Origin of the sequence: Micromonospora fulviviridis, from assembly GCF_014648395.1 — a bacterium.
In the GTDB taxonomy this organism is placed as follows: Bacteria; Actinomycetota; Actinomycetes; order Mycobacteriales; family Micromonosporaceae; genus Micromonospora; species Micromonospora fulviviridis.
Map to the genome: position 1 here is coordinate 127683 of NZ_BMRA01000007.1, position 21105 is coordinate 148787.

The 21105-nt window shown below is 75.2% G+C and carries 20 protein-coding genes and 1 pseudogene; 11 read left to right on the forward strand and 10 right to left on the reverse strand.

The features are described 5' to 3' along the window. The first annotated feature begins 53 nt into the window (after positions 1 to 53). Complete coding sequence (locus IEY96_RS19880; protein WP_189196313.1) at positions 54 to 278, forward strand: DUF3072 domain-containing protein; 225 nt, start codon at positions 54 to 56, stop codon at positions 276 to 278. A 1-nt stretch (position 279) separates the two neighbouring features. On the opposite strand, the gene IEY96_RS19885 is transcribed toward IEY96_RS19880, so the two are convergent. Then, complete coding sequence (locus IEY96_RS19885) at positions 280 to 780, reverse strand: metallophosphoesterase family protein (RefSeq protein WP_189196314.1); 501 nt, start codon at positions 778 to 780, stop codon at positions 280 to 282. 78 nt (positions 781 to 858) lie between these two features. Next, positions 859 to 2697 carry a glycoside hydrolase family 15 protein gene (locus IEY96_RS19890; RefSeq protein WP_189196315.1) on the reverse strand — a complete coding sequence of 613 codons (1839 nt, stop codon included), beginning with the start codon at positions 2695 to 2697 and terminating at the stop codon, positions 859 to 861. 111 nt (positions 2698 to 2808) lie between these two features. Here IEY96_RS19890 and IEY96_RS19895 point away from each other — a divergent pair, with 111 nt between their 5' ends. Next, complete coding sequence (locus IEY96_RS19895) at positions 2809 to 3396, forward strand: general stress protein (protein ID WP_189196316.1); 588 nt, start codon at positions 2809 to 2811, stop codon at positions 3394 to 3396. 52 nt (positions 3397 to 3448) lie between these two features. Here the strand turns inward: IEY96_RS19895 and IEY96_RS19900 are convergent, their stop codons facing one another. Next, positions 3449 to 4033, reverse strand: a complete 585-nt coding sequence (locus IEY96_RS19900) for a DUF1684 domain-containing protein (protein ID WP_189196317.1) — start codon at positions 4031 to 4033, stop codon at positions 3449 to 3451. 126 nt (positions 4034 to 4159) lie between these two features. Here IEY96_RS19900 and IEY96_RS19905 point away from each other — a divergent pair, with 126 nt between their 5' ends. Beyond that, entirely contained in the window at positions 4160 to 4642 is a 483-nt protein-coding gene (locus IEY96_RS19905) for a MarR family winged helix-turn-helix transcriptional regulator (protein ID WP_189196318.1), read from the forward strand. Positions 4643 to 4653: 11 nt separating this feature from the next. Next, positions 4654 to 5488: pseudogene (locus IEY96_RS19910) on the forward strand (pirin family protein). A gap of 50 nt (positions 5489 to 5538) precedes the next feature. Here the strand turns inward: IEY96_RS19910 and IEY96_RS33180 are convergent. Beyond that, a complete protein-coding gene (locus tag IEY96_RS33180; RefSeq protein WP_255509960.1) occupies positions 5539 to 5667 on the reverse strand; it encodes a hypothetical protein in 129 nt (42 codons plus the stop codon). 138 nt (positions 5668 to 5805) lie between these two features. Between IEY96_RS33180 and IEY96_RS19915 the strand changes: the two genes are divergently transcribed. Next, positions 5806 to 7395: a phospholipase D family protein gene (locus IEY96_RS19915; protein WP_189196539.1), complete on the forward strand. Its 1590-nt coding sequence runs from the start codon at positions 5806 to 5808 to the stop codon at positions 7393 to 7395. On the opposite strand, the gene IEY96_RS19920 is transcribed toward IEY96_RS19915, so the two are convergent. Further along, entirely contained in the window at positions 7344 to 8099 is a 756-nt protein-coding gene (locus tag IEY96_RS19920; RefSeq protein ID WP_189196319.1) for an acetoacetate decarboxylase family protein, read from the reverse strand. The genes IEY96_RS19915 and IEY96_RS19920 overlap by 52 nt on opposite strands. A gap of 356 nt (positions 8100 to 8455) precedes the next feature. On the opposite strand from IEY96_RS19920, the gene IEY96_RS19925 reads away from it, so the two are divergent. Then, positions 8456 to 9280 (forward strand): SigB/SigF/SigG family RNA polymerase sigma factor, encoded by an 825-nt coding sequence (locus IEY96_RS19925; protein ID WP_189196320.1) that lies wholly within the window; start codon positions 8456 to 8458, stop codon positions 9278 to 9280. 93 nt (positions 9281 to 9373) lie between these two features. Here the strand turns inward: IEY96_RS19925 and IEY96_RS19930 are convergent, their stop codons facing one another. Continuing rightward, complete coding sequence (locus tag IEY96_RS19930; protein ID WP_189196321.1) at positions 9374 to 10105, reverse strand: class I SAM-dependent methyltransferase; 732 nt, start codon at positions 10103 to 10105, stop codon at positions 9374 to 9376. Between the two features lie 96 nt (positions 10106 to 10201). Between IEY96_RS19930 and hrpB the strand changes: the two genes are divergently transcribed. Then, a complete protein-coding gene (gene hrpB / locus IEY96_RS19935; protein ID WP_189196322.1) occupies positions 10202 to 12787 on the forward strand; it encodes an ATP-dependent helicase HrpB in 2586 nt (861 codons plus the stop codon). Between the two features lie 5 nt (positions 12788 to 12792). Here the strand turns inward: hrpB and IEY96_RS19940 are convergent, their stop codons facing one another. Further along, entirely contained in the window at positions 12793 to 13518 is a 726-nt protein-coding gene (locus IEY96_RS19940) for a PP2C family protein-serine/threonine phosphatase (RefSeq protein ID WP_189196323.1), read from the reverse strand. 206 nt (positions 13519 to 13724) lie between these two features. Between IEY96_RS19940 and IEY96_RS19945 the strand changes: the two genes are divergently transcribed. Then, entirely contained in the window at positions 13725 to 16334 is a 2610-nt protein-coding gene (locus IEY96_RS19945) for a glycoside hydrolase family 9 protein (protein WP_189196324.1), read from the forward strand. Between the two features lie 64 nt (positions 16335 to 16398). After that, complete coding sequence (locus tag IEY96_RS19950) at positions 16399 to 16719, forward strand: DMT family transporter (RefSeq protein ID WP_148426857.1); 321 nt, start codon at positions 16399 to 16401, stop codon at positions 16717 to 16719. A gap of 37 nt (positions 16720 to 16756) precedes the next feature. Here IEY96_RS19950 and IEY96_RS19955 read toward each other — a convergent pair whose 3' ends face one another. Next, positions 16757 to 17269, reverse strand: a complete 513-nt coding sequence (locus IEY96_RS19955; protein ID WP_229791727.1) for a GNAT family N-acetyltransferase — start codon at positions 17267 to 17269, stop codon at positions 16757 to 16759. A 190-nt stretch (positions 17270 to 17459) separates the two neighbouring features. On the opposite strand from IEY96_RS19955, the gene IEY96_RS19960 reads away from it, so the two are divergent. Then, on the forward strand, positions 17460 to 18713 hold the full coding sequence (locus tag IEY96_RS19960; RefSeq protein ID WP_189196325.1) for an MFS transporter: 1254 nt from the start codon (positions 17460 to 17462) through the stop codon (positions 18711 to 18713). Between the two features lie 12 nt (positions 18714 to 18725). Continuing rightward, positions 18726 to 19259: a GNAT family N-acetyltransferase gene (locus IEY96_RS19965; RefSeq protein WP_189196326.1), complete on the forward strand. Its 534-nt coding sequence runs from the start codon at positions 18726 to 18728 to the stop codon at positions 19257 to 19259. A gap of 4 nt (positions 19260 to 19263) precedes the next feature. Here IEY96_RS19965 and IEY96_RS19970 read toward each other — a convergent pair whose 3' ends face one another. Both IEY96_RS19970 and IEY96_RS19975 read right to left on the reverse strand, forming a co-directional pair. Then, a complete protein-coding gene (locus IEY96_RS19970) occupies positions 19264 to 19521 on the reverse strand; it encodes a UBP-type zinc finger domain-containing protein (protein WP_091310274.1) in 258 nt (85 codons plus the stop codon). After that, a complete protein-coding gene (locus IEY96_RS19975) occupies positions 19518 to 21098 on the reverse strand; it encodes a Na+/H+ antiporter (RefSeq protein WP_189196327.1) in 1581 nt (526 codons plus the stop codon). Before IEY96_RS19975 ends, IEY96_RS19970 begins: the two co-directional genes overlap by 4 nt. Between the last annotated feature and the right edge of the window lie 7 nt (positions 21099 to 21105).

Below are 21105 nucleotides of genomic sequence, written 5' to 3' on the forward strand. Positions count from 1 at the left end.
GAAGACCCTGGGACGGGGGTAGTGGTACACCTGTTCGAGGAGAGGTGATCACCATGGCCGACCGCAGCAACGGCAGCAAGGACCCCGTCAACCCGGACGCCGCTGTCAAGGACCCGGAGGACTGGGTCACCGGCGACGAGCCGCCGACCGCCGCGCAGGAGTCGTACCTGCACACCCTGGCCCGCGAGGCGGGCGAGGAGGTGCCGGAGGGGCTGACCAAGGCCGAGGCGTCCCGCCGGATCGACGAGCTCCAGGCGGAGACCGGTCGCGGCCGGTGAGTCAGCGCGGGGGCAGGCGGTGCAGCTCGACCCGGTCGAGCCGCCCCGCCGCCACCCGCGCGGTCAGGTAGGTCGCGTGCGGCTGGGCCCGCCGGTCGGTGGGTGAGCCGGGGTTGAGCAGCCGCAGGCCGCCCGGGGCCACGCTGTCCCAGGGGATGTGGGAGTGCCCGAAGACCAGCACGTCGCAGTCCCCGAAGGCGGCGGCGCAGCGCTCCTCCCGGCGGGTCTTCGGCCCGGTCTCGTGCACCACGGCCACCCGCAGCCCGGCCAGCTCGACCCGGGCCACCTCCGGCAGCCGGGCGCGCAGCGGCGGTCCGTCGTTGTTGCCGTACACCCCGACCAGTCGGCGGGACCGGGCCGTCAGGTCGTCCAGCAGGGACACGTCCACCCAGTCGCCGGCGTGCAGCACCACGTCGGCGGCCTCGACCGCCGCCCAGAGCGGCGCGGGCAGGTCCCGCGCCCTCTTGGGCACGTGCGTGTCGGCCATGATGACCAGCTCCATCCCCCGATCGTGCCCGCCGCCGGGCCCGCTGTCGCGCGACGCGGCACGGGCGGACGGACGCGGTGGTCGGGTGGGGGCTCAGTCGCCGCGGCCCTCCAGGAGGCCGATCGGCACGGCCGCCGGCCGGTCGGTCCGGCGGCCGAGCCGCTCGGCGGCGGCGGTGATCCGGCCCGCGGCGTTGATCAGACCGATGTGCGAGTACGCCTGCGGGAAGTTGCCCAGCTGCTCACCGGTGGTCTCGTCGACCTGCTCGGCATAGAGGCCCAGGTCGTTGACCCGCGTGGCGAGCTGGGCGAACAGGTGCCGGGCCCGGTCCAGCTCGCCGGCCTCGGCCAGGCCGGCGGCCAACCAGAAGGAGCAGATCAGGAAGCCCGCCGGGTCGTCGTCCCAGCGGCGCAGCAGGCCGTTGCGGGACAGCCGGCGCTCGACCACGTCGATCGTCGCGCGCATCCGCGGGTCCGTGGCGGGCAGGAAGCCGACCAGCGGCATGATCAGCACCGAGGCGTCCAGCTCGCCGGAGTCGAAGGCCCCGGTGTACGCCCCGACCCGGTCGTTCCAGCCCCGGCTGAGCACCACGGCGCGCACCTCGTCGCGGGCGGCCGTCCAGCGCGCCAGGTCGGCGGGTTCGCCGATCCGGTCGCCGAACCGGACGGCCCGGTCCAGCGCGGTCCAGCACTGCACCTTGGACGAGAGGTAGTGCCGCTCGGGGCCGCGCGCCTCCCACATCCCGGCGTCGGGCCGGCGCCACTCCCCCGCCGCCTGGTCGGCGAGGGCGCGCAGCAGGTGCCGCACCTCGGCCGACATCGGGTCGAGGTAGTGGCGCATGAGCCACGCCGCGTCGAGGACCTCGCCCAGCACGTCGGTCTGCCGCTGCCGCCAGGCGTCGTTGCCGATCAAGACCGGCCGGCTGCCGGCGTACCCGGCGAGGTGGTCGAGGTCGTGCTCGGTGAGGTCCCGCTCGCCCTCGACGCCGTACATGATCGGCACCGGCCCGTCGTCGATCCGGCCCATCGCCCGGGACACCCAGGTGAACTGCCGGTCCGCCTCGTCGGGGCAGGCGGCCAGCCAGAGCGCCTGGAGGGTGAGGCTGAAGTCGCGCAGCCAGACGAAGCGGTAGTCGTAGTTGCGGTCCCCGCCCAGCTTCTCCGGTATCGAGGTGGTGGCCGCCGCGACCACCGCCCCGCTGGGCCCGTAGGTCATGCCCTGCACCACCATCGCGCTGCGGCGGACCAGGTCGCGGTATTCGCCGTCGTATTCGTGCAGCCCGGCCCAGGACCGCCAGGCGGCGACGGTGTCGGCCAGCACCTCATCGGCGTCGGGCAGCGCCGGCATCCCGCCCCGGTAGGCCGGGGCGTACCCGAGGGTGAAGTGGTGGGTACTGCCGGCGCGGGCGGTGAACCGCCCGGACGCGCCGCCCTCGCCGCAGGTCAGCGGCACGTTGGCGCGCAGCTCCAGCCGGCACGAGCCGGCCGTCGCCCCGATCACCCCGTCGGCGTCGCTCAGGTAGGCGCGGACCCGGCCGTACTCGAAGCGGGGTGCGTAGTCGACCCGCATCGGCACCTCGCCGGCGAGCCCCTCGACCACGCGGACGAGCACCCGCGGCGACCGCCGCCCGATGTCGTGCCCGCGCGCGCCGGGCTCCAGCGCCAGGGCGTCGGTGACGGCCGCCGTCCCGGTCGCGGTGCGGAAGACGGTACGCAGCACGAGCGCGTCCTCCAGGTAGGAGCGGGTGCTGGTGAAACCGCCCACGGGCCGGATGCTCCAGTGCCCCGCCCCGTCGTCGAGCAGCCGCCCGAAGACCGACGGCGCGTCGAAGCGGGGCGGACACCACCAGTTGACCGAGCCGGCCCGGTCCACCAGCGCCGCGCTGTGCCCGTCGGCGAGGAAGCCGTGCTCGCTGATCCGTCCGGTCCGCACAGGGAGGGCTACCCGGCCCGGCGGCCGGCATGCGCGCCGCCATCCGTCCGGGCCGGCGCGTTACCGGCCGGCGGCGGCGGGAACGCGGCGGGTTGACGAAGGAGGATGCTCATGACCAGACCCTCGAGTCCGACCGCGGCCTGGCGGCCCGGCATGCCGGGCAGCGACAACCTCCCGTCCGGTCCGAGCGGTCGTCCGTTGCCGCCGAGCGGGGACGGGCACGGGCCGCAGGCCGGGCCACCGACCGTCACGATCGGGTCGTACCCGGACTATCCGTCCGCCCAGCGGGTCGTGGACTATCTGGCCGACAACCGGTTCCCGGTGGAACGGACCGCGATCGTGGGGACGAACCTCACCCTGGTCGAGACCGTGATGGGCCGGCTGACCACCGGCCGGGCGGCGCTCGTGGGCGCGGGCACCGGCGCCTGGTTCGGCCTGTTCATCGGGTTGCTCTTCGGCATCTTCACCGCGGGGAACTGGCTCGCGGTGATCCTGGTGGGCCTGGTGATCGGCGCGATCTGGGGCGCCGTGTTCGGCGCGGTCGCCCACGCCATGACCGGGGGCCAACGGGACTTCACCTCGGCCAGTTCGCTGCGGGCCAGCCAGTACGCGGTCACCGTGGACGCGGAACTGGCGGACCAGGCCCGGCAGCTGCTCGGTCGGATGCACCTGACGCCGACCGGCGCCACCGCCCGCTGACCGGTCGATCCCGACGCCCCGGCGCGCCCCGTCGCGCCGGGGCGTCACCGCGTCAGTGGTAGGACCGCTCGCCGGCGCGGATCGGGACGTCGACCCGGTTCTCCGGCGGGGCCAGCGGGCAGGCCCACCGGTCGTCGTAGGCGCAGCTCGGGTTGTAGAGGTAGTTGGCGTCGAGCCGGACGCGGTTGCCGGGCAGCACGGTCAGGCCGCGCCCGAAGGTGCCCTTCACCGTGTCGGTCAGGTAGCGCCCGCCGCCGTACGCCTCGGCGCCGCAGGTGGCGTCGCGCAGCGGGAGGAACAGCCCGCCCCCGTACGCCTCGATCCACCACAGGGTGAGCGGACCCCAGGGCGTCTCGGCGACCGCGACCCGCCGGTACCGCACCACCCCGTCGGGGCCGCCGGTGTCGATGGTCTCGGTGCCCGACGCCGGGCGCAGCGGCGCCTCGACCACGGCGGCCGGGTCGGGCGGGAACCAGTTCAGCCCGGTGAAGCCGGGCCGGTCGGCGGCCGGCAGCGGGCTGCTGGGATGGCTGCGGAACAGCTCGTCCCGGGCGGCCCGGAAGCCGGCCAGGTCGAGGTCGGAGAGGTAGAGCCGGGCCACCCGCTCCCGCCAGTCCTGCACGTCGAGATCGTCCACCCCCCGACCCTAGCCCGGACGCTCGGTTCAGATTTCAATGTCACCGCCGTCAAGCACCGCTGTTGCGCGGCTCACCCCCGCGCCAGAGAGCTTGTTTAAATTTTAAATAGTGCTACTGTCATGGCCATGACGGAGAGCCTGGATCCCGAGCGGATGGCCTGCTGGCGGGCGTACATCGAGGCGAGCCAGCGGCTGTTCACCCAGATCGAGGACGACCTGCGCGCCGACAGCGAGCTGAGCTTCGCCGACTACCACGTGCTGGTGCTGCTCTCCGAGGCGCCGGGGCAGCGGCTGCGGATGGGAGAGCTGGCCGGCCGGCTGGTGTTCTCGCCGAGCCGGCTGACGTACCAGATCTCCTCGATGCAGAAGCGCGGCCTGGTCGCCCGGGAGTCCTGCCCGGACGACCGGCGCGGCAGCGAGGCGGTGCTCACCGCCGCCGGCCTGCTGACGCTGCGCGAGGCGGCGCCGCACCACCTGCGCTCCGCGCGTACCCACCTGATGGACGACCTCGACGACGCCGAGGTCGCCTGCCTCACCCGGGTCTTCGAACGGCTCGGCCGGCGCCTGGGCTCCGACCGCGACGCGTCGTCCACCCCGGCCGACAAGTAAGGAGCCCTGAGATGCCCGCGATCACCGTCGACGACGTCCTCGTCCTGCCCCGCCTGCCGGAGCTCGCCGAGTCCACCACCTACCGCCCGGTCCGCCGGGTCCCGATGACCGAGCTGGACCCGTTCATCCACCTCGATCGACGGGATCATGGACCACCAGGACTCGCAGGGCGGCGGCGGCACCATCACCGACGGCGACACCCAGTGGATGACCGCAGGCCGCGGCCTGCTGCACATCGAGGCGCCGCCGGAGCACCTCGTGATGAGCGGCGGCCTCTTCCACGGCCTCCAGCTCTGGGTCAACCTGCCCCGGGTGGCGAAGATGAACCCGCCGCGTTACCAGGACATCCGCGGCCGGGAGTCGGCGCTGCTGACCACGCCCGACGGCGGCGCGCTGATCCGGGTGATCGCCGGCGAGATCGCCGGGCACCAGGGCCCGGGCTCGACCCACACGCCGATCACCATCGCGCACGTGACGCTGCAGCCCGGGGCCGAGCTGAGCCTGCCCTGGCGGCCGGACTTCAACGCGCTGGTCTACGTGCTGGCCGGCCGGGGCACCGTCGGCACCGACCGGCGGCCGATCCACCTCGGCCAGCTCGCCGTGCACGGCGCGGGCGACGCGCTGCGGGTCACCGCGGACGCGCGGCAGGACGCCAACACCCCGGCGCTGGAGCTCTACATCATGGGCGGCCAGCCGATCCGCGAGCCGGTGGCGCACTACGGCCCGTTCGTGATGAACACCCGGGCCGAGCTGATCCAGGCGGTCGAGGACTACCAGGCCGGCCGGCTCGGGGTGATCCCGGCCGAGCGGCTGCCGCACAGCGGCGGCGAGGGCGACCGCCCCTGACCGCTCGATCCGACGGGCGTCCCGGTTCCCCGGGGCGCCCGTCGCCGGTCTCAGGAGACGGCGAAGATGCCGGCCACCCCGAGGATCACCATCAACAGGACCGCCACAAGCGCACCCCGTTCCCCCTCCACCGCCTGCTCGCGGTATTCGGTCACGGTGTTCGTCGTCTCGGCGGGCATGCTGTGGCCTCCTCGGTTTCGCGATCCAGGGGTCGGTGCACCCCCACGCGAGCACCGTGCCGACCTGGGGCGGTCGGCGTGCGGGGCCGTGCCGGGGGTCCTACCGTGAGGACGATGTCGACCTCGGGAGGCTGGAACGTGGCTATGCGGGACTGGTTCCTCTCCGCACAGGAACGCGCCAACCCAGTGTCTGAGTTACCCATCTGGACGAGCGGTAACCTCGCCGAGCCGTTAATTCACGGCGGCGCGTACTTCGACCGGCTGGTCAGCGAGGTCGAGCAGCTCCGGGCCGGCGACCACCTCTTCTTCACCGACTGGCGCGGCGACCCCGACCAGCGGATGCGCCCGGACGGGCCGACCGTGGTGCAGCTGTTCGCCCAGGCCGCCCAGCGCGGCGTGGTCGTCAAGGGCCTGATCTGGCGCTCCCACCTCGACGCGCTCTCCTACAGCGAGGAGGAGAACCGCGACCTCAGCGAGGCGATCTGCGCCGCCGGTGGAGAGGTGCTGCTCGACCAGCGGGTCCGGCGCGGCGGCTCGCACCACCAGAAGCTGGTGGTGCTGCGCCGCCCCGGCGACCCGGAACGGGACATCGCCTTCGCCGGCGGGATCGACCTCTGCCACAGCCGGCGGGACGACGCGGCGCACGGCGGCGACCCGCAGGCGGTCGCCATGTCCGCGCGGTACGGCCCGAACCCGCCCTGGCACGACGTGCAGCTCGCGCTCCGTGGCCCGGTGGTCGGCGCGCTGGACACCACCTTCCGGGAGCGGTGGACCGACCCGATGCCGCTGGACTCGGAGAACCCGATGGCCTACCTGCGGGACCGGCTGCGCGGCTCGGACCTGAGCCCGGACCCGTTGCCGGACCAGCCCGCCTACCCGCCGCCCTGCGGGCCGCACCACGTCCAGGTGCTGCGCACCTACCCGGCGGTGCGCCCGCGCTACTCGTTCGCCCCGGACGGCGAGCGGACGGTGGCCCGGGGTTACACCAAGGCGGTCCGCCGGGCCCGCCGGCTGATCTACCTGGAGGACCAGTACCTCTGGTCGACCGAGGTGGCCGACCTCTTCGCCCGGGCGCTGCGCGAGCAGCCGGAGCTGCACCTGGTGGCCGTGGTGCCCCGGCACCCGGACGTGGACGGCCGGTTGGCGCTGCCGCCGAACATGGTCGGCCGCGCGCAGGCCCTCGAACTGTGCCACCGGGCCGCCCCGGAGCGGGTGCACGTCTTCGACGTGGAGAACCACGAGGGCACCCCGGTCTACGTGCACGCGAAGGTCTGCGTGGTGGACGACGTCTGGGCCAGCGTGGGCAGCGACAACTTCAACCGCCGCTCGTGGACCCACGACAGCGAGCTGTCCTGCGCGGTGCTGGACGACACCCGGGACGAGCGGGCCCCGACCGACCCGGCGGGGCTGGGCGACGGGGCCCGGGTGTTCGCCCGGGAGCTGCGCCTGCGGCTGTGGCGCGAGCACCTGGACCGGTACCCGGACGGCGGGGACGACCACGACCTGCTCGAGCCGGCCGACGCGATCGCGGCGATCACCTCCGCGGCGGCGGAGCTGGAGCGGTGGCACGAGTCCGGGCGCACCGGGCCCCGCCCGCCGGGGCGGTTGCGGCCGCACCGGCCGGAGCGGCTGCCCTGGCGCACCCGGCTCTGGGCGCTGCCGGCGTACCGGCTGGTCTACGACCCGGACGGCAGGCCGCTGCGGGCCCGGCGCGCCGGCACCTGGTGAGCCGCCGTGACCGGGTCGCCCGTGGGCAGCGGCTCGTCCAGGGCGTTCGGCCGGGCCGGGTACGCGAACGACACCCGGGGCGAGTAGAAGCCCCAGCAGACCTGTAGCGGGTTGGCCGGCCGGAGCGCGTACACCGGGTGCTCCGGGGCCAGGAACTCCACCGACTCGACCTCGAACGGCGACACCGGCTCGGCCACGTACGGGTAGTCCGCGACGATCAGCTCGCCGTCGCGGGCGGTGAGGTAGCGGTGGTGGCCGTTGTGCGCCTCGGTGCCGGTGTGCCCGACCCGGGCGGTGACCTGGATGAGCGGTCGCCCGTCGGCCCACGTCTCGGCCGTGAGTCGCCCACCCCGGACGTCGACCAGGGTCTCCCCCGCCTCGGCGGGGGCGCCGCGGGCGGAGGCGTACTGCCGGACCCGCGGGCTGGAGGCGAGGTAGTGGGTCCACCAGCCGCCCGGGGTGTCCCCGTCCGGCGGCTGCATGTCCGCGAGTGAGACACCGAGGAAGGTGAGCGAGTACGCGCCGAACCCGGAGGTCTGGGTCTCGTCGTCGACCACGTACTGGCACAGGAAGACCTGGTGGTCGGGGTGCGGCCGGAGGCCGGCCGGGACGAGCGCCGCGACCGCGTCGGGGTCCGCCGGGAGCCAGCTGAACAGCAGGGTCCGGGCGTTGACGACGAGTTGCGGAGCGGCGGGATCCAGCACGGTGCCTCCGTAGACGTGTACACCTGGACGCTACGGGCGGTCCCATCGGCGGGACAACGACGGAAAGGCGACAGTGTGCGCCGAGTGTCGGGTTTCATGTTGACCGGTCGGCCCGGCGGTTCGTCCGTCCGGTCAGCCCGGCCGGACCGCCTCGCCCCACGGCGCCGGTCGGCCATCCGAGGGTTTCTGCCCCGATTCAAGCCCTTCATGCCATGACACGGCTTAAGTACATCGCACTTTCGGCTAGATTTCCTCGGCCCGATCAGGTTAAGGTGGCTTCCGAACGGCCTAACTGAAGCTAAACCGAAGCGTCACGTCTTTTTTGTTTCGCGGACGAGGTGCAGGGAGGACCACCCATGACCGCGCACACGATCAGCGAACCGGCGACGAAACCGCAGTCCACCACCGAGAAGCTCGACCCGCGGGCCCTCACCGACAGCGCCGCCGACCTGCTCAACGCGATGGCCGCGCTGCCCGCCCACCACCCGTCGCGCGCCGCGCTCCGCGACCGGGCGATCGAGGCCTGGCTGCCGCTCGCCAACCACCTCGCCCACCGCTACAGCGGCCGGGGCGAGCCCACCGACGACCTGGCGCAGACCGCCGCCGTCGGCCTCATCAAGGCGATCGACAAGTTCGACCCGTCCCGCGGCGTCGACTTCGCCGGCTACGCCATCCCGACCATCATCGGCGAGCTGAAGCGCCACTTCCGCGACCGCACCTGGGACATCCGGGTGCCGCGCCGCCTCCAGGAGCTTCGGCTGGCCATCTCCGACGCCAACAGCACGCTGCTGCAGACCCTCGGCCGCTCGCCGACGGTCGCCGACATCGCCGGCCACCTCAACCTCACCGAGGAGGAGGTCCTGGAAGGGCTGGAGGGCGCCCGCGCCTACAACGCGGTCTCGCTGTCCACCCCGACCGGCGACGGCGACCGGGCCACCGAGCTCGGCGACATGCTCGGCGGCGAGGACGGCGAGTTCGAGCTGGCCGAGCTGCGGGTGGCCCTCGGGCCGGCGCTGGCGACGCTCGACGAGCGCGAGCAGAAGATCCTCACGCTGCGCTTCTACGGCAACCTCACCCAGTCGCAGATCGCCGAGCAGATCGGCGTCTCGCAGATGCACGTGTCCCGGCTGCTGGCCCGGGCACTGACGAAGCTGCGCGGGCAGCTCGACGGAACGTACTAAGGGGGTGGCGGCGGTGGCCGGGTCGGCGGGCCCGGCCACCGTTGACGTCCACTCCGGCCCGGTCGGCGGTGCGCCGGCCGGGCCGTTCCGCGCTCAGGCCAGGACCAGCAGGTCCAGCGCGTCCACCACGGGGGCGTCCGGGGTCCGCCGCGCCGCCGCGCGCAGCCGCCGCAGCCCCCGGTCGTAGTCGGCGTCGTCGAGCAGCACCAGCGGGGTGTGCGCGGCGCGCCGCAGCCCGTCGGCGGCCGCTCGCAGCGACCGGGCGCTGACCTGCGGTACCGGCTCCAGCGCCACCGGGGCAAACCCGGCCGGCTCGAACGCCGCGCAGACCTCGGCGACCGAGGGATAACCGTCCAGGACCCGCAGCGCCTCCGGGAACCAGCGGAACAGGGTGACCCCGTCGCCCCGGCCCGCGAAGACCGACCGGATCAGCACCGGCGCGCCGGGGCGCAGCACCCGGCGCAGCTCGGCGGCGACCGCCGGCAGGTCGGGCAGGTGGTGCACCACCGTGGAGAGCCACGCGCCGTCCAGGCCGGCCGCCGCGAGCGGCAGCGCCTCCGCCCGGCCGGCCACCATTCCCGGGCACGCCGAGTGGGCCCGCATCGCCGCCGCCGGCTCGACCGCCACCACGTCCACGCCGTACCAGTCCCGGAAGGCGGCCGCCCAGACGCCGGTACCGGCGCCCAGGTCGAGCACCCGGTCGCCGGGCCCCACGGGCAGGTGCCGGGACACCGCGGCGCGCCAGCTCGCCAGGCCCTCGACCGGCAGGTGCCGCGTCGCCGCGAAGGCGGCGGCCGAGGGTTCGTCGTACGCCATCATCGCCATGACCGTCACTCCACGCGATGAAGCGGTCACGGTCAATGTGAGAAGTCGAACAGGACCCTGCGCCGCCCGCCCGGCCGGGGGTGCGAGAGTGGGTCCGTGCTCTCCGACGTCTCCCTGGACCTGCCGGTCCGGCCCGTGCTGCCCGCGCTGGTCGAGGCGCTGGGCGCGGCCGGCGCGGCGGTCCTGGTGGCGCCCCCGGGCACCGGCAAGACCACCCTGGCGCCGCTCGCGGTGGCCGCCGAGGTCCCCGGCCGGGTGGTGATCGCCCAGCCCCGCCGGGTGGCCGCCCGGGCCGCCGCGCACCGCATGGCCGCCCTGCTCGGCGAGCGGGTCGGCGAACGGATCGGGTACGCCGTACGCGGCGAGCGCCGGGTCGGTCCGCGGACCCGGATCGAGGTGGTCACCACCGGCCTGCTGGTACGCCGGCTGCACCACGACCCGGAACTGCCCGGCGTCGGCGCGGTGCTGCTCGACGAGTGCCACGAGCGGCAGCTCGACGCCGACCTGGCGCTCGCGTTCACCGTGGAGGCCCGCGGCACGCTCCGGCCGGACCTGTGGCTGCTGGCCATGTCGGCCACCCCCCGGGCGGACCGGTTCGCCGCGCTGCTCGGCGGAGCGTCTCCCGCGCCGGTGGTCCGCGCCGAGGCCGCCCTGCACCCGGTGGACCGGATCTGGGCGCCGCCGCCCCGCCCGGTCGCCGCGCCGGGTGGGGGCCGGGTGGACCGAGCGCTGCTGGACCACGTGGCGGCCACGGTGCGCCGGGCGCTGCGCGAGCGGGACGGGGACGTGCTGGTCTTCCTGCCCGGCGCCGGCGAGATCGCCGCCGTCGCGGGCCGCCTGGCCGACCTGCGCGACGCGGTCGCCGTGCTGCCCCTGCACGGCCGGCTCCCCGGTTCCGCGCAGGACGCGGCGCTGGCGCCGTTGCCGGGACGGCGCCGCGTCGTGCTGGCCACCGCCGTGGCGGAGAGCAGCCTCACCGTGCCCGGGGTACGCGTCGTGGTGGACGCCGGGCTGAGCCGGGTGCCCCGCACCGACCTGGCCCGCGGGCTGGGCGCGCTGGTCACCGTGCCGGTGTCCCGGGCGGCGGCCACCCAGCGCGCCGGCCGGGCCGGCCGGGAGGCACCGGGGGCGGTCTACCGGTGCTGGTCGGAGGCGACCCACGCCCGGCTCGCCCCGCAGCCCGAGCCCGAGATCGCCACGGCCGACCTGACCGGGTTCGCCCTGGAGCTGGCCGCCTGGGGCACCCCGGACGGCGCCGGGCTGGCGCTGCCCGATCCCCCGCCGCCGGCCGCGCTGACCGTCGCCCGGGACACGCTGGTGACGCTCGGCGCGGTCGACGCGGACGGCCGGATCACCGCCCGGGGGCGGGCCATCGCGGCCGCCGGGGCGCACCCCCGGCTGGCCCGGGCACTGCTCGACGGCGCGGAACGGGTCGGCGCCGACCGGGCCGCCGAGGTGGTGGCGCTGCTCGCCGAGGAGACCCTCACCGGCGCCGGCGACGACCTGACCGCGCTCTGGCGCCGCCTACGCACCGCCACCGACCCACCGGCCACCGCCCGCTGGCGCGCCGAGGTACGCCGCCTCCGCGCCACCCTGCCCACCCCACCCCCTCCGCGCGATCGTGCGGTTGGCGCCCGGGCAGAAGGGACGAAAGCCTCCGAGCGCGGGCACGAAGTGCACGATCGCGGGCGGGAGCGGCTGACCGACGACCTCGCCGCCGGACTTCTCGTCGGGTTGGCGTATCCGGAGCGGTTGGCGCGGGCGCGGCGGGCCGGGGGGTCGGCGTACCTCATGGTCGGCGGGACCGCGGCGGAGCTGGCGGGCGGGTCGGGGCTGGTGGGGTCCGAATGGCTGGCCATCGCGGTGGCCGACCGTGCGCCCGGCGCGCCGACCGCCCGGGTCCGGCTGGCCACCCCCGTGGACGAGGCGACCGCCCGGGAGGCCGGCGGGCCGCTGCTGCGCGCCGCGCGGGAGGTCGGCTGGTCCGGCGGGGACGTCGTGGCCCGGGAGGTGATACGGCTCGGCGCGATCGAGCTGGTCGACCGGCCCCTCGCCGCGCCCGACCCGGCGCAGCTGACCGAGGCGGTGCTCACCGGGTTGCGCCGGGACGGCCTGGCGCTGCTCACCTGGACGCCCGAGGCCACCGCGCTGCGCCGGCGGCTGGCGTGCTGCCGGCAGGCGCTCGGCGACGGGTGGCCGGACGTCTCCGACGCCGCGCTGGTCGCCGCCGCACCCACCTGGCTGGGCCCGGAGCTGGCCCGCGCCCGCCGCCGGGCCGACCTGGCCCGGGTCGAGGTGGCGGCGGCGCTGCGACGGCTGCTGGACTGGCGGCAGGCGGCCCGGCTGGACGAGCTGGCGCCGGAGCGGCTCCCGGTGCCCAGCGGCTCGCGGATCCGGCTGGACTACGCCGACCCGGCCGCCCCGGTGCTGGCCGTGAAGCTCCAGGAGACGTTCGGCTGGCAGGACGCGCCGCGGATCGCCGACGGCCGGGTGCCGGTGCTGCTGCACCTGCTCTCCCCCGCCGGCCGGCCGGTGGCGGTCACCGCCGACCTGGCCTCCTTCTGGCGGACCGGCTACCCGCAGGTACGGGCGGAGCTGCGCGGCCGCTACCCCCGCCACCCGTGGCCGGAGGACCCGACCAGCGCCGAGCCGACCCGGCGCGCCAGCCCGCGCCGGCGCTGACCGGGCTACTCCTCGATCACGTCGGCGATGACGACGGTGACGTTGTCCGGGCCGCCGGCCCGCAGCGCCAGGTCGATGAGCTTGGCCGCGCACGCCTCCCGGTCCGGGTAGCCGCCGAGCACCTCGGCGAGGGTGTCGGGGCGTACCACGTTGGAGAGGCCGTCGCTGCACAGCAGCCAGCGGTCGCCGGCCCAGGGCACCATCGTGGCGTAGGTCGGGGAGACCTCGTCGCCCTGCAACGCCTGCGTCACCACGGCCCGGCGGGGATGGCTGCTCGCCTGCTCGGCGGTGATCACGCCCTGGTCGACCAGCATCTGCACGAAGGTGTCGTCCCGGGTGACCTGCTTCAGCACGCCCTCCCGGAACAGGTAGGCCCGGGAGTCGCCGACGTGCGCGAGGGCCAGGCAGCTGCCGGTGCGGGCGAAGAGCAGCGCGGTCAGGGTCGTGCCCATGCCCTGTCGTTCCGGGTCCTCCTCGACCGCCCGCCGGATCCCCGCGGTGGCCAGCTCGATGCCGCCCTGGAGAGCGGCCACCAACGCGTCCTCGGGGGTCTCCACGTCCAGCGGCGCGAATGCGTCCATCGCGATGCGGCTGGCCAGGTCACCGGCGGCCATGCCGCCCATGCCGTCGGCGACGGCGACCAGCCAGTTACCGGCGTGCTGGGCGTCCTGGTTGCCACTGCGGATCAGCCCACGGTCGCTCGCCCCGACGGAACGAAGCTTCAGGGTCATGGGAGGCAGCCTGCCAGTTGAAGGGCTCGGTTGTCTCTAGGAGATCAGGACCATGCTACGTGGCGCGGCGAATCTCACTGTCGGCGGAGGCGCGCGGGCCATCGGGCCGGATCGATTGACAGCGCGGGAACCTGCTGGAAACATCGGTCCGGTATTGGGAGCGCTCCCAGCTCCCGGCCCGCCTTCTGAGCACGGAAGGAACCTCCGTGACCCCATCCCGACGTCGGCTCACCGCCCTCGCCGCGGCCGCCACCCTGGCGCTCGCCGGCGGCACCGCCGCCCCGGCCCGCGCCGAGGTGCCGCCGGACGCCCCCGAACAGCTGCGCAACGGCGACTTCAGCGCCGGCACGTCCCCCTGGTTCTCCTACGGCACCGCCGACCTCGGGGTCACCGACGGCCGGCTCTGCACCACCGTCGCCGGTGGCCTGGCCAACCCCTGGGACGCCGGCATCGGCCAGGACGCCGTCCCGCTGATCGCCGGCGCGGAGTACGAACTCTCCTTCGACGTCTCCGCCACCCCCGGGGCGGCCGTCAAGGCCGTGCTCCAGCTCGGCAGCGCCCCCTACACGACGTACGCCAGCGTCGACGCGACCGCGACCGGCACCGCCCAGCACGTCGCCAGGACGTTCACCGCCCCGGCCGACAACGCCGGCGCCCAGCTGATCTTCCAGGTCGGCGGCAGCACCGAGGCGCAGACGTTCTGCCTGGACAACGTCTCGCTGCGCGGCGGCGAGGCGGCCCCGCCGTACGAGCCCGACACCGGGCCGCGGGTGCGGGTCAACCAGGTCGGCTACCTGCCCGGCGGGCCGAAGAACGCCACGGTGGTCACCGACGCCGCCGAGGCGCTGCCGTGGCAGCTGAGGTCCGCCGCCGGGACCGTGGTGGCCGGCGGGACCACCACCCCGCGCGGCGTCGACCCCGCCTCGGGGCAGCGGGTGCAGACCGTCGACTTCTCCGCGTACCGCACCCCGGGCACCGGCTACACCCTGGTCGTCGACGGGGAGACCAGCCACCCGTTCGACATCTCCGGCACCCTCTACGACCGGCTGCGCGCCGACTCGCTCCAGTTCTTCTACGCCCAGCGCAGCGGCACCCCGATCGACGGCGACCTGATCGGCGCCGGCTACGCCCGCCCGGCCGGCCACCTCGGCGTGGCGCCGAACCAGGGCGACACCGACGTGCCCTGCCAGCCTGGCGTCTGCGACTACTCCCTCGACGTGCGCGGCGGCTGGTACGACGCCGGCGACCACGGCAAGTACGTGGTGAACGGCGGCATCGCCACCTACCAGCTGCTCAACGCCTTCGAGCGCACCAGGACCGCCGAGAGCGCCGGCGGCGGTGCGGCGCTGGGCGACGCCACCCTGCGGGTGCCGGAGCGCGGCAACACCGTCCCGGACATCCTCGACGAGGCCCGCTGGGAGCTGGAGTTCCTGCTGCGCATGCAGGTGCCGGCCGGCGAGCCGCTCGCCGGGATGGTCCACCACAAGATCCACGACCGGAACTGGACCGGGCTGCCGCTCGCCCCGCAGGACGACCCGCAGGCCCGCGAGCTGCACCCGCCGTCCACCGCCGCCACGCTCAACCTGGCCGCCGTGGCCGCCCAGTGCGCCCGCCTCTTCGCCCCGTACGACGCCGCGTTCGCGGCCCGCTGCGGCGCCGCCGCGAGGACCGCGTACGCGGCGGCCAAGGCCCACCCGGCGGTGTACGCGTCGGCGGCCGACGGCACCGGTGGCGGCGCGTACGACGACACGAACGTGAGCGACGAGTTCTACTGGGCGGCCGTCGAGCTGTGGCTGACCACCGGCGGGTCGGCGTACCTGGCCGACCTCACCGCCTCGCCGCTGCACACCGCCGACGTCTTCGCCCCCGGCGGGGCGTTCGGCTGGCAGAGCGTGGCCGCGCTGGGCCGGCTCGACCTGGCCACCGTGCCCAACAACCTGCCGGCCGCCGAACGGACCCGGATCCGCGCCTCGGTCACCGCCGCGGCCGACCGCTACCTGGCCACCCTGCGGGACCAGGCGTACGGGCTGCCGCTGCCCGGCACGGCCGACGCGTACGTCTGGGGCAGCAACAGCAACCTCGTCAACAACGCGATCGTGCTGGCCACCGCGTTCGACCTGAGCCGGGACGCGAAGTACCGGGACGGGGCCGTGCAGGGCACCGACTACCTGCTCGGCCGCAACGCGCTGAACATGTCGTACGTGACCGGCTGGGGCGAGCAGCACGCGCGCAACCAGCACAGCCGGATCTTCGCCCACCAGCTGAACCCGGACCTGCCGAACCCGCCGGCCGGTTCGCTGGCCGGTGGCCCGAACGCCGCACTCCAGGACCCGTACGCGGCCAACCTGCTCGCCGGCTGCGCGCCGATGTTCTGCTACGTGGACGACATAAACTCGTACGCGACCAACGAGGTGGCGATCAACTGGAACTCCGCGCTGGCCTGGCTGGCGTCGTTCCTCGCCGACCAGGGCGACGCGGCCGCCGTGCCGGCGCCCACCTGCGCGGTCGCGTACACCACCCACGGCAGCTGGCCGGACGGCTTCACCACCCAGGTCACCGTGAAGAACACCGGCAGCTCGGCGGTGAACGGGTGGAGCCTCCGGTGGGCGTTCGTCGGTGACCAGAAGGTGAGCGGCTACTGGTCGGCACGGGTGACCCAGTCGGGTGCCACGGTCACCGCGAGGAACGAGTCGTGGAACGCGAAGATCGCCCCCGGCGGCACGGTCACGTTCGGCCTGAACGGCTCCACGTCCGGCGGCCCCAACCCCGAGCCGAACCTGATCACCCTGAACGGCGCCGCCTGCACCATCTCCTGACCGGCGTGGTGGCCTCCCGGTTCGACGGGGAGGCCACCACCGCCGGACAGGCGATCATGGAGGCATGGCCTACCTCTTCCTGCTCGGCGCGATCACCGCCGAGGTGATCGGCACCAGCCTGCTCAAGGCGACCGACGGCTTCACCCGGCTCTGGCCCACGCTCGGCGTCGCGGTCGCGTACCTGTCGTCGTTCGGGCTGCTCTCCCTGACGGTCAGGGACATCCCGGTCGGCGTCGCGTACGCGGTCTGGTCCGGGCTCGGGACCGCCGCCATCATGGCCATCGGGGCGGCCTTCCTCGGCGAACCGCTGAGCCTCGCCAAGGTGGCCGGCGCGGGCCTGGTGATCGCCGGGGTGGTGGTGCTCAACCTCGGCGGCGCGCACTGACGCCGAAACCCGGTGGACGCCCGCCGCCGAACCGGCGTCAGGCCACCGGCCGTCGCATGGCGATCCGGTCGGTCGGGTCCAGCCCGAGCGCGGCCTCGGCGGCCAGCAGCCCGGCCAGCCCCGGGGTCACCTCACCCCCGGTCAGCTCCCGGAACCCGCAACGCGCGTAGTACGGCCCGTTCCACGGCACGCTGCGGAACGTGGTCAGGGTCAATGCGGGCAGTCCCGCCCCGGCGGCCCACCCGGCCACGTCGTCGAGCAGGCTCCGGCCGATCCCCCGCCGGGCGTACCCGGGATCGACGCTGAGCTGCTGCACGTGCGCGCAGCCGTCGACCAGGTCGACCACGGCGAAGGCCACGGGCCGGTCCGCGGCGTCGACCGCGACCCGGAGCCGGCCGTCCCGCTGGGCGCCGGCCAGCGCGTCCAGCGGCAGTGGCGGCATGTCGGCGACGTCGGTCATGCCGATCTCCCGGAACGGCGCGCCGGAGGCCACCTCGATCCGCTGCACCTCGGTCAACTCGTCCACCCGGGCGGTCCTGCTGCGCTCCACGGCCCGACCCTGGCAGAGCGACGCCGGGCCCGCGAGAGGATTTCCCCGGCAGGCGCCGGTGTGACGGGGGTCGCCCGGTTCGGGCCCACCCGGCCGGCGGGACGGTGCCTAGGGTCGAGGACATGACCATCACCGGGGCGTCCCCGCCGGACGCCACGCGCCAGCGGGTCGAGCGGGTGAGCGGGCGCTGATGGGCCGGGTCTCGCCGATCCCGCCGCCGGGCGCGTTGCGCACCCTCGCCCTGGCCACCCTGGCCAACACGGTGGGCTCCGGGCTCTGGCTCGCCTGCGGCGCCCTCTACCTGACCCGGGACGTCGGGCTCTCCCCCGCCGCGGTCGGCGCCGGCCTCACCGTCGCCTGGCTGGTCGGGCTGACCGCCAGCGTTCCCCTCGGCGCGCTGGCCGACCGACGCGACCCGCGTACCCTCCGGGCCGCCATCCAGCTGGGCCAGGCGGTCGCGGCGGCGGCGTACCTGCTGGTCGGCTCGATGCCGGTGTTCCTCGCGGTGGCGATCCTCGAAGCGCTGCTGGCCTCCGGCAACCTGGCGGTCCGCGCCGCGCTCGTCGCCGCGGTCGCCGGCCCCCGGGGCCGGGTGCACGCCTTCGCCACCCTGCGCGCCGTGGCGAACCTGGGCATCGCGGCCGGCGCGGCGCTGGCCGGGTTCGCGCTGGCCGTGGACACCCACCGGGCGTACCAGGTGCTGGTGGTCGGGAACGCGGCCACCTACCTGCTGTCGGCGGTGCTGCTCATGCGGCTGCCGGCCCACCCGCCGGCGCCGCGCGCTCCCGCGTCCGGCCGACCGCGACGGGCGCGGGCGCTGCGGGACGGGCGGTTCCTCGCCGTGAGTGGCGCGTCGGCGGTGCTGGCCCTGCACCTGACGGTGCTCACGCTCGTGGTGCCGCTGTGGACGGTCACCCGGGCCGGCGCGCCGCCGCCGGTGGTGTCCGCGGTGCTGCTGACCAACACGGTGCTCACCGTGCTGCTGGCGGTCCGGCTGAGCCGGGGCGCGGACACCGCCGCTCCCGCCGCCCGGAAGCTGCGCCGGGCCGGCCTGGTGCTGGCGGCGGCGACGCCGCTCTACGCGGCCACCGCGGGCCTGCCCACCGTCCCGGCGGTCGCGCTGCTGCTGGCCGCCACGGCGGTCTGGACGTTCGGCGACCTGTGGCACGGCGCCGCCGGGGCGGGGCTCGCCTACGACCTGGCCCCGCCGGACGCCCTCGGCGCCTACCAGGGCGCCGACGGCCTGCTCGCCGGACTGGCCCGGGCGGTCGGTCCGGCCCTGCTCACCCTGCTGGTGCTCGACGGCGGGGTGCCGGGCTGGCTGGCGCTCGGCGCGCTCTTCGCCGGCGTCGGCCTGGCCGCCCCGGCGCTGACCCGGTGGGCGCTCGCGAACCGGGAGCCGGCCCGGCCGGTGGCCGGCGATCGTCCGGCCGCGCCGGTGTAGCAGCATGGCGGCATGACGGACCAGCAGACCATCGCGATCCGCCCCGGCGGCCCGGCGGACGCCGCCACCGTGCTGCGGCTGCTCGACAGCGCCACCGCCTGGCTCGTGGCACGCGGCCGGACCGGCCAGTGGGGAACCGAGCCGGCGTCGACCGACCCGCGCCGGATCGCCCAGGCCGACGCGTGGGCCACCGGCGGCGGGCTGTACCTCGCGATGGCCGGCGACGACGCGGTGGGCGCACTCGTGGTGGGGTCGGCCACCGCGTACGTGCCGCCGGCCACCGAGCCGGAGCTGTACGTCAACCTGCTGGTCACCGACCGGGCGTGGGCGGGTCACGGGATCGGGGCGCGGCTGCTGGCGTACGCGGCGGAACTGGCCCGCGACCGTGGCCTGGGGCTGCTCCGGGTGGACTGCTACGGCGGGGACGACCGGGCGCTGGTCCGGTTCTACGAGGGCTGCGGCTTCACGGCCACCGACCCGTTCACGGTGGAACGGGAGGGCCGGGAGCCGTGGCCGGGGCAGGTGCTGGAGCGCCGCCTCGGCTGACCGGTCAGCCGATCTCCTCGTCGACGAAGCACCAGCGCCACGACTCGCCGGGCTCGATCGAGCGCATCACGGGGTGCCCGGTCGACTCGAAGTGCTTCGTGGCGTGCTGGTAGGGCGAGGAGTCGCAGCAGCCCACGTGCCCGCAGGTCAGGCAGGCGCGCAGGTGCACCCAGTAGTCGTTGCCGATGGCCACGCAGTCCGGGCACTCGGTCGTGGTCTTCGGGTCGGCGTCACCCGCGTCGGTCAGGTGTGCGCAGCTCACTCGTCGGCCTCCTGTCGCAGCAACGACTCTTCCAGGTCCAGGTCACGGTAGGCGTTGACCAGGACCTCTTCCGGGATCCGCCCGGAGTCGCGGGCGGCCCGGAACACCTCCCGCTCGGCGTCGATCATCTCCTTGCGCAGCCGACCGTACGCCTGCGAGGGGGTCTCCCGCGCGGTGCCCCCGAGCCGTTCCCAGGCCAGGTTGGTGCGGTTCTGCACCAGCCCGCGCAGCCGTTCCACGACCGCCTCGGGCGCCCCGTCGGCGAGTTCCTCCAGCCGGTCCCGGGCGGCGCGGCTGGCCTGCTGCTGCACGGCGGCGGCGGAGAGCGCGTCCTGCACCGGGTCGTCCGGCGGCAGTTTCGCCGCCCGCGCCACGGCCGGCAGGGTGGCGCCCTGCGCCACGAGCGTCACCACGATCACCGCGAACGCCAGCCAGATGAACAGCTGCCGCGGGTACTCCCGGCCGTCGGCCAGGGTGAGCGGCAGCGCGAGCGCGGCGGCGAGGGTGACCACCCCGCGCATCCCGGCCCAGCCGATGACGAGGGGGACCTGCACCGGGGGCGGCGCGTCCCGGCGGCGGACCCGCGGCACCAGCCGGGCCAGGTAGGTGGCCGGGATGAGCCAGACGAACCGGGTCAGCACGACGGCGGCCAGCACCGCGACGGTGATCCCGACCAGCCGGCCCGCCGGCTCGTCCAGGTCGCGCAGCACCTCGCGTAGTTGCAGGCCGACCAGCAGGAAGACCAGCCCTTCCAGCAGGAACTGGATGAGCCGCCAGAACGCGCCCACCTGGAGCCGGGAGGCGGCCGACATCAGCAGCGGCTGCTTGTGCCCGATGCCCAGCCCGGTCACCACCACGGCGACCACCCCGGAGGCGTGGATCTCCTCGGCGGCGAAGACCACCGCGAACGGCACGATGAGCGACAGCGCGTTGTCCAGCACCGGGTCGGTGATGCGCTTGTGCAGGTGGCCGAAGACCACCACGCCGAGCAGCCCCACGAGGACGCCGCCGCCGGCCGAGACGAGCACCTCGCGCGCCACCTCGACGGCCCCGACGTGCCCACCGGCCGCGGTGGCCGCGGCGACCGCCACCCGCAGCAGCACCAGCGCGGTGGCGTCGTTGACCAGGCTCTCGCCCTCCAGGATGGTCACGATCCGCCGGGGCAGGCCCACCCGGCGGGCCACCGCCGTGGCGGCGACGGCGTCCGGCGGCGCCACCACCGCGCCGAGGGCCAGGCAGATCGCGTACGGCACGTCGGGCAGGATCAGGTGGACGACGGTGCCCACCACGAACGCGGTGAAGATCACCAGCCCGACGGCGAGCAGCAGGATGGGCGGGAGGTTGAGCCGGAAGGCGGGCACGGAGGTCTTCAGCGCCGCCACGTAGAGCAGCGGCGGCAGGATGCCCACCAGCACCAGTTCCGGGTCGAGGCGCACCTGCGGGAGACCGGGCAGGAAGGACAGGCCGAGGCCGAGCACGACGAGCAGGATCGGCGCCAGCAGGCCGAGCCGCCGGGCCAGCGCCGCGCCGAACGTCGCGATCGCGAGAAAGACCACGACCTCGATCAGAGCTTCCATGGGGTAC

Coding starts and splice junctions, on each gene's coding strand:
- IEY96_RS19880 (WP_189196313.1), top strand. CDS start 54: ATGGCCGACCGCAGCAACGGCAGCAAGGACCCCGTCAACCCGGACGCC.
- IEY96_RS19885 (WP_189196314.1), bottom strand. CDS start 780: ATGGAGCTGGTCATCATGGCCGACACGCACGTGCCCAAGAGGGCGCGG.
- IEY96_RS19895 (WP_189196316.1), top strand. CDS start 2,809: ATGACCAGACCCTCGAGTCCGACCGCGGCCTGGCGGCCCGGCATGCCG.
- IEY96_RS19905 (WP_189196318.1), top strand. CDS start 4,160: ATGACGGAGAGCCTGGATCCCGAGCGGATGGCCTGCTGGCGGGCGTAC.
- IEY96_RS33180 (WP_255509960.1), bottom strand. CDS start 5,667: ATGCCCGCCGAGACGACGAACACCGTGACCGAATACCGCGAGCAGGCG.
- IEY96_RS19925 (WP_189196320.1), top strand. CDS start 8,456: ATGACCGCGCACACGATCAGCGAACCGGCGACGAAACCGCAGTCCACC.
- IEY96_RS19930 (WP_189196321.1), bottom strand. CDS start 10,105: ATGGCGATGATGGCGTACGACGAACCCTCGGCCGCCGCCTTCGCGGCG.
- IEY96_RS19940 (WP_189196323.1), bottom strand. CDS start 13,518: ATGACCCTGAAGCTTCGTTCCGTCGGGGCGAGCGACCGTGGGCTGATC.
- IEY96_RS19950 (WP_148426857.1), top strand. CDS start 16,399: ATGGCCTACCTCTTCCTGCTCGGCGCGATCACCGCCGAGGTGATCGGC.
- IEY96_RS19960 (WP_189196325.1), top strand. CDS start 17,460: ATGGGCCGGGTCTCGCCGATCCCGCCGCCGGGCGCGTTGCGCACCCTC.
- IEY96_RS19965 (WP_189196326.1), top strand. CDS start 18,726: ATGACGGACCAGCAGACCATCGCGATCCGCCCCGGCGGCCCGGCGGAC.
- IEY96_RS19975 (WP_189196327.1), bottom strand. CDS start 21,098: ATGGAAGCTCTGATCGAGGTCGTGGTCTTTCTCGCGATCGCGACGTTC.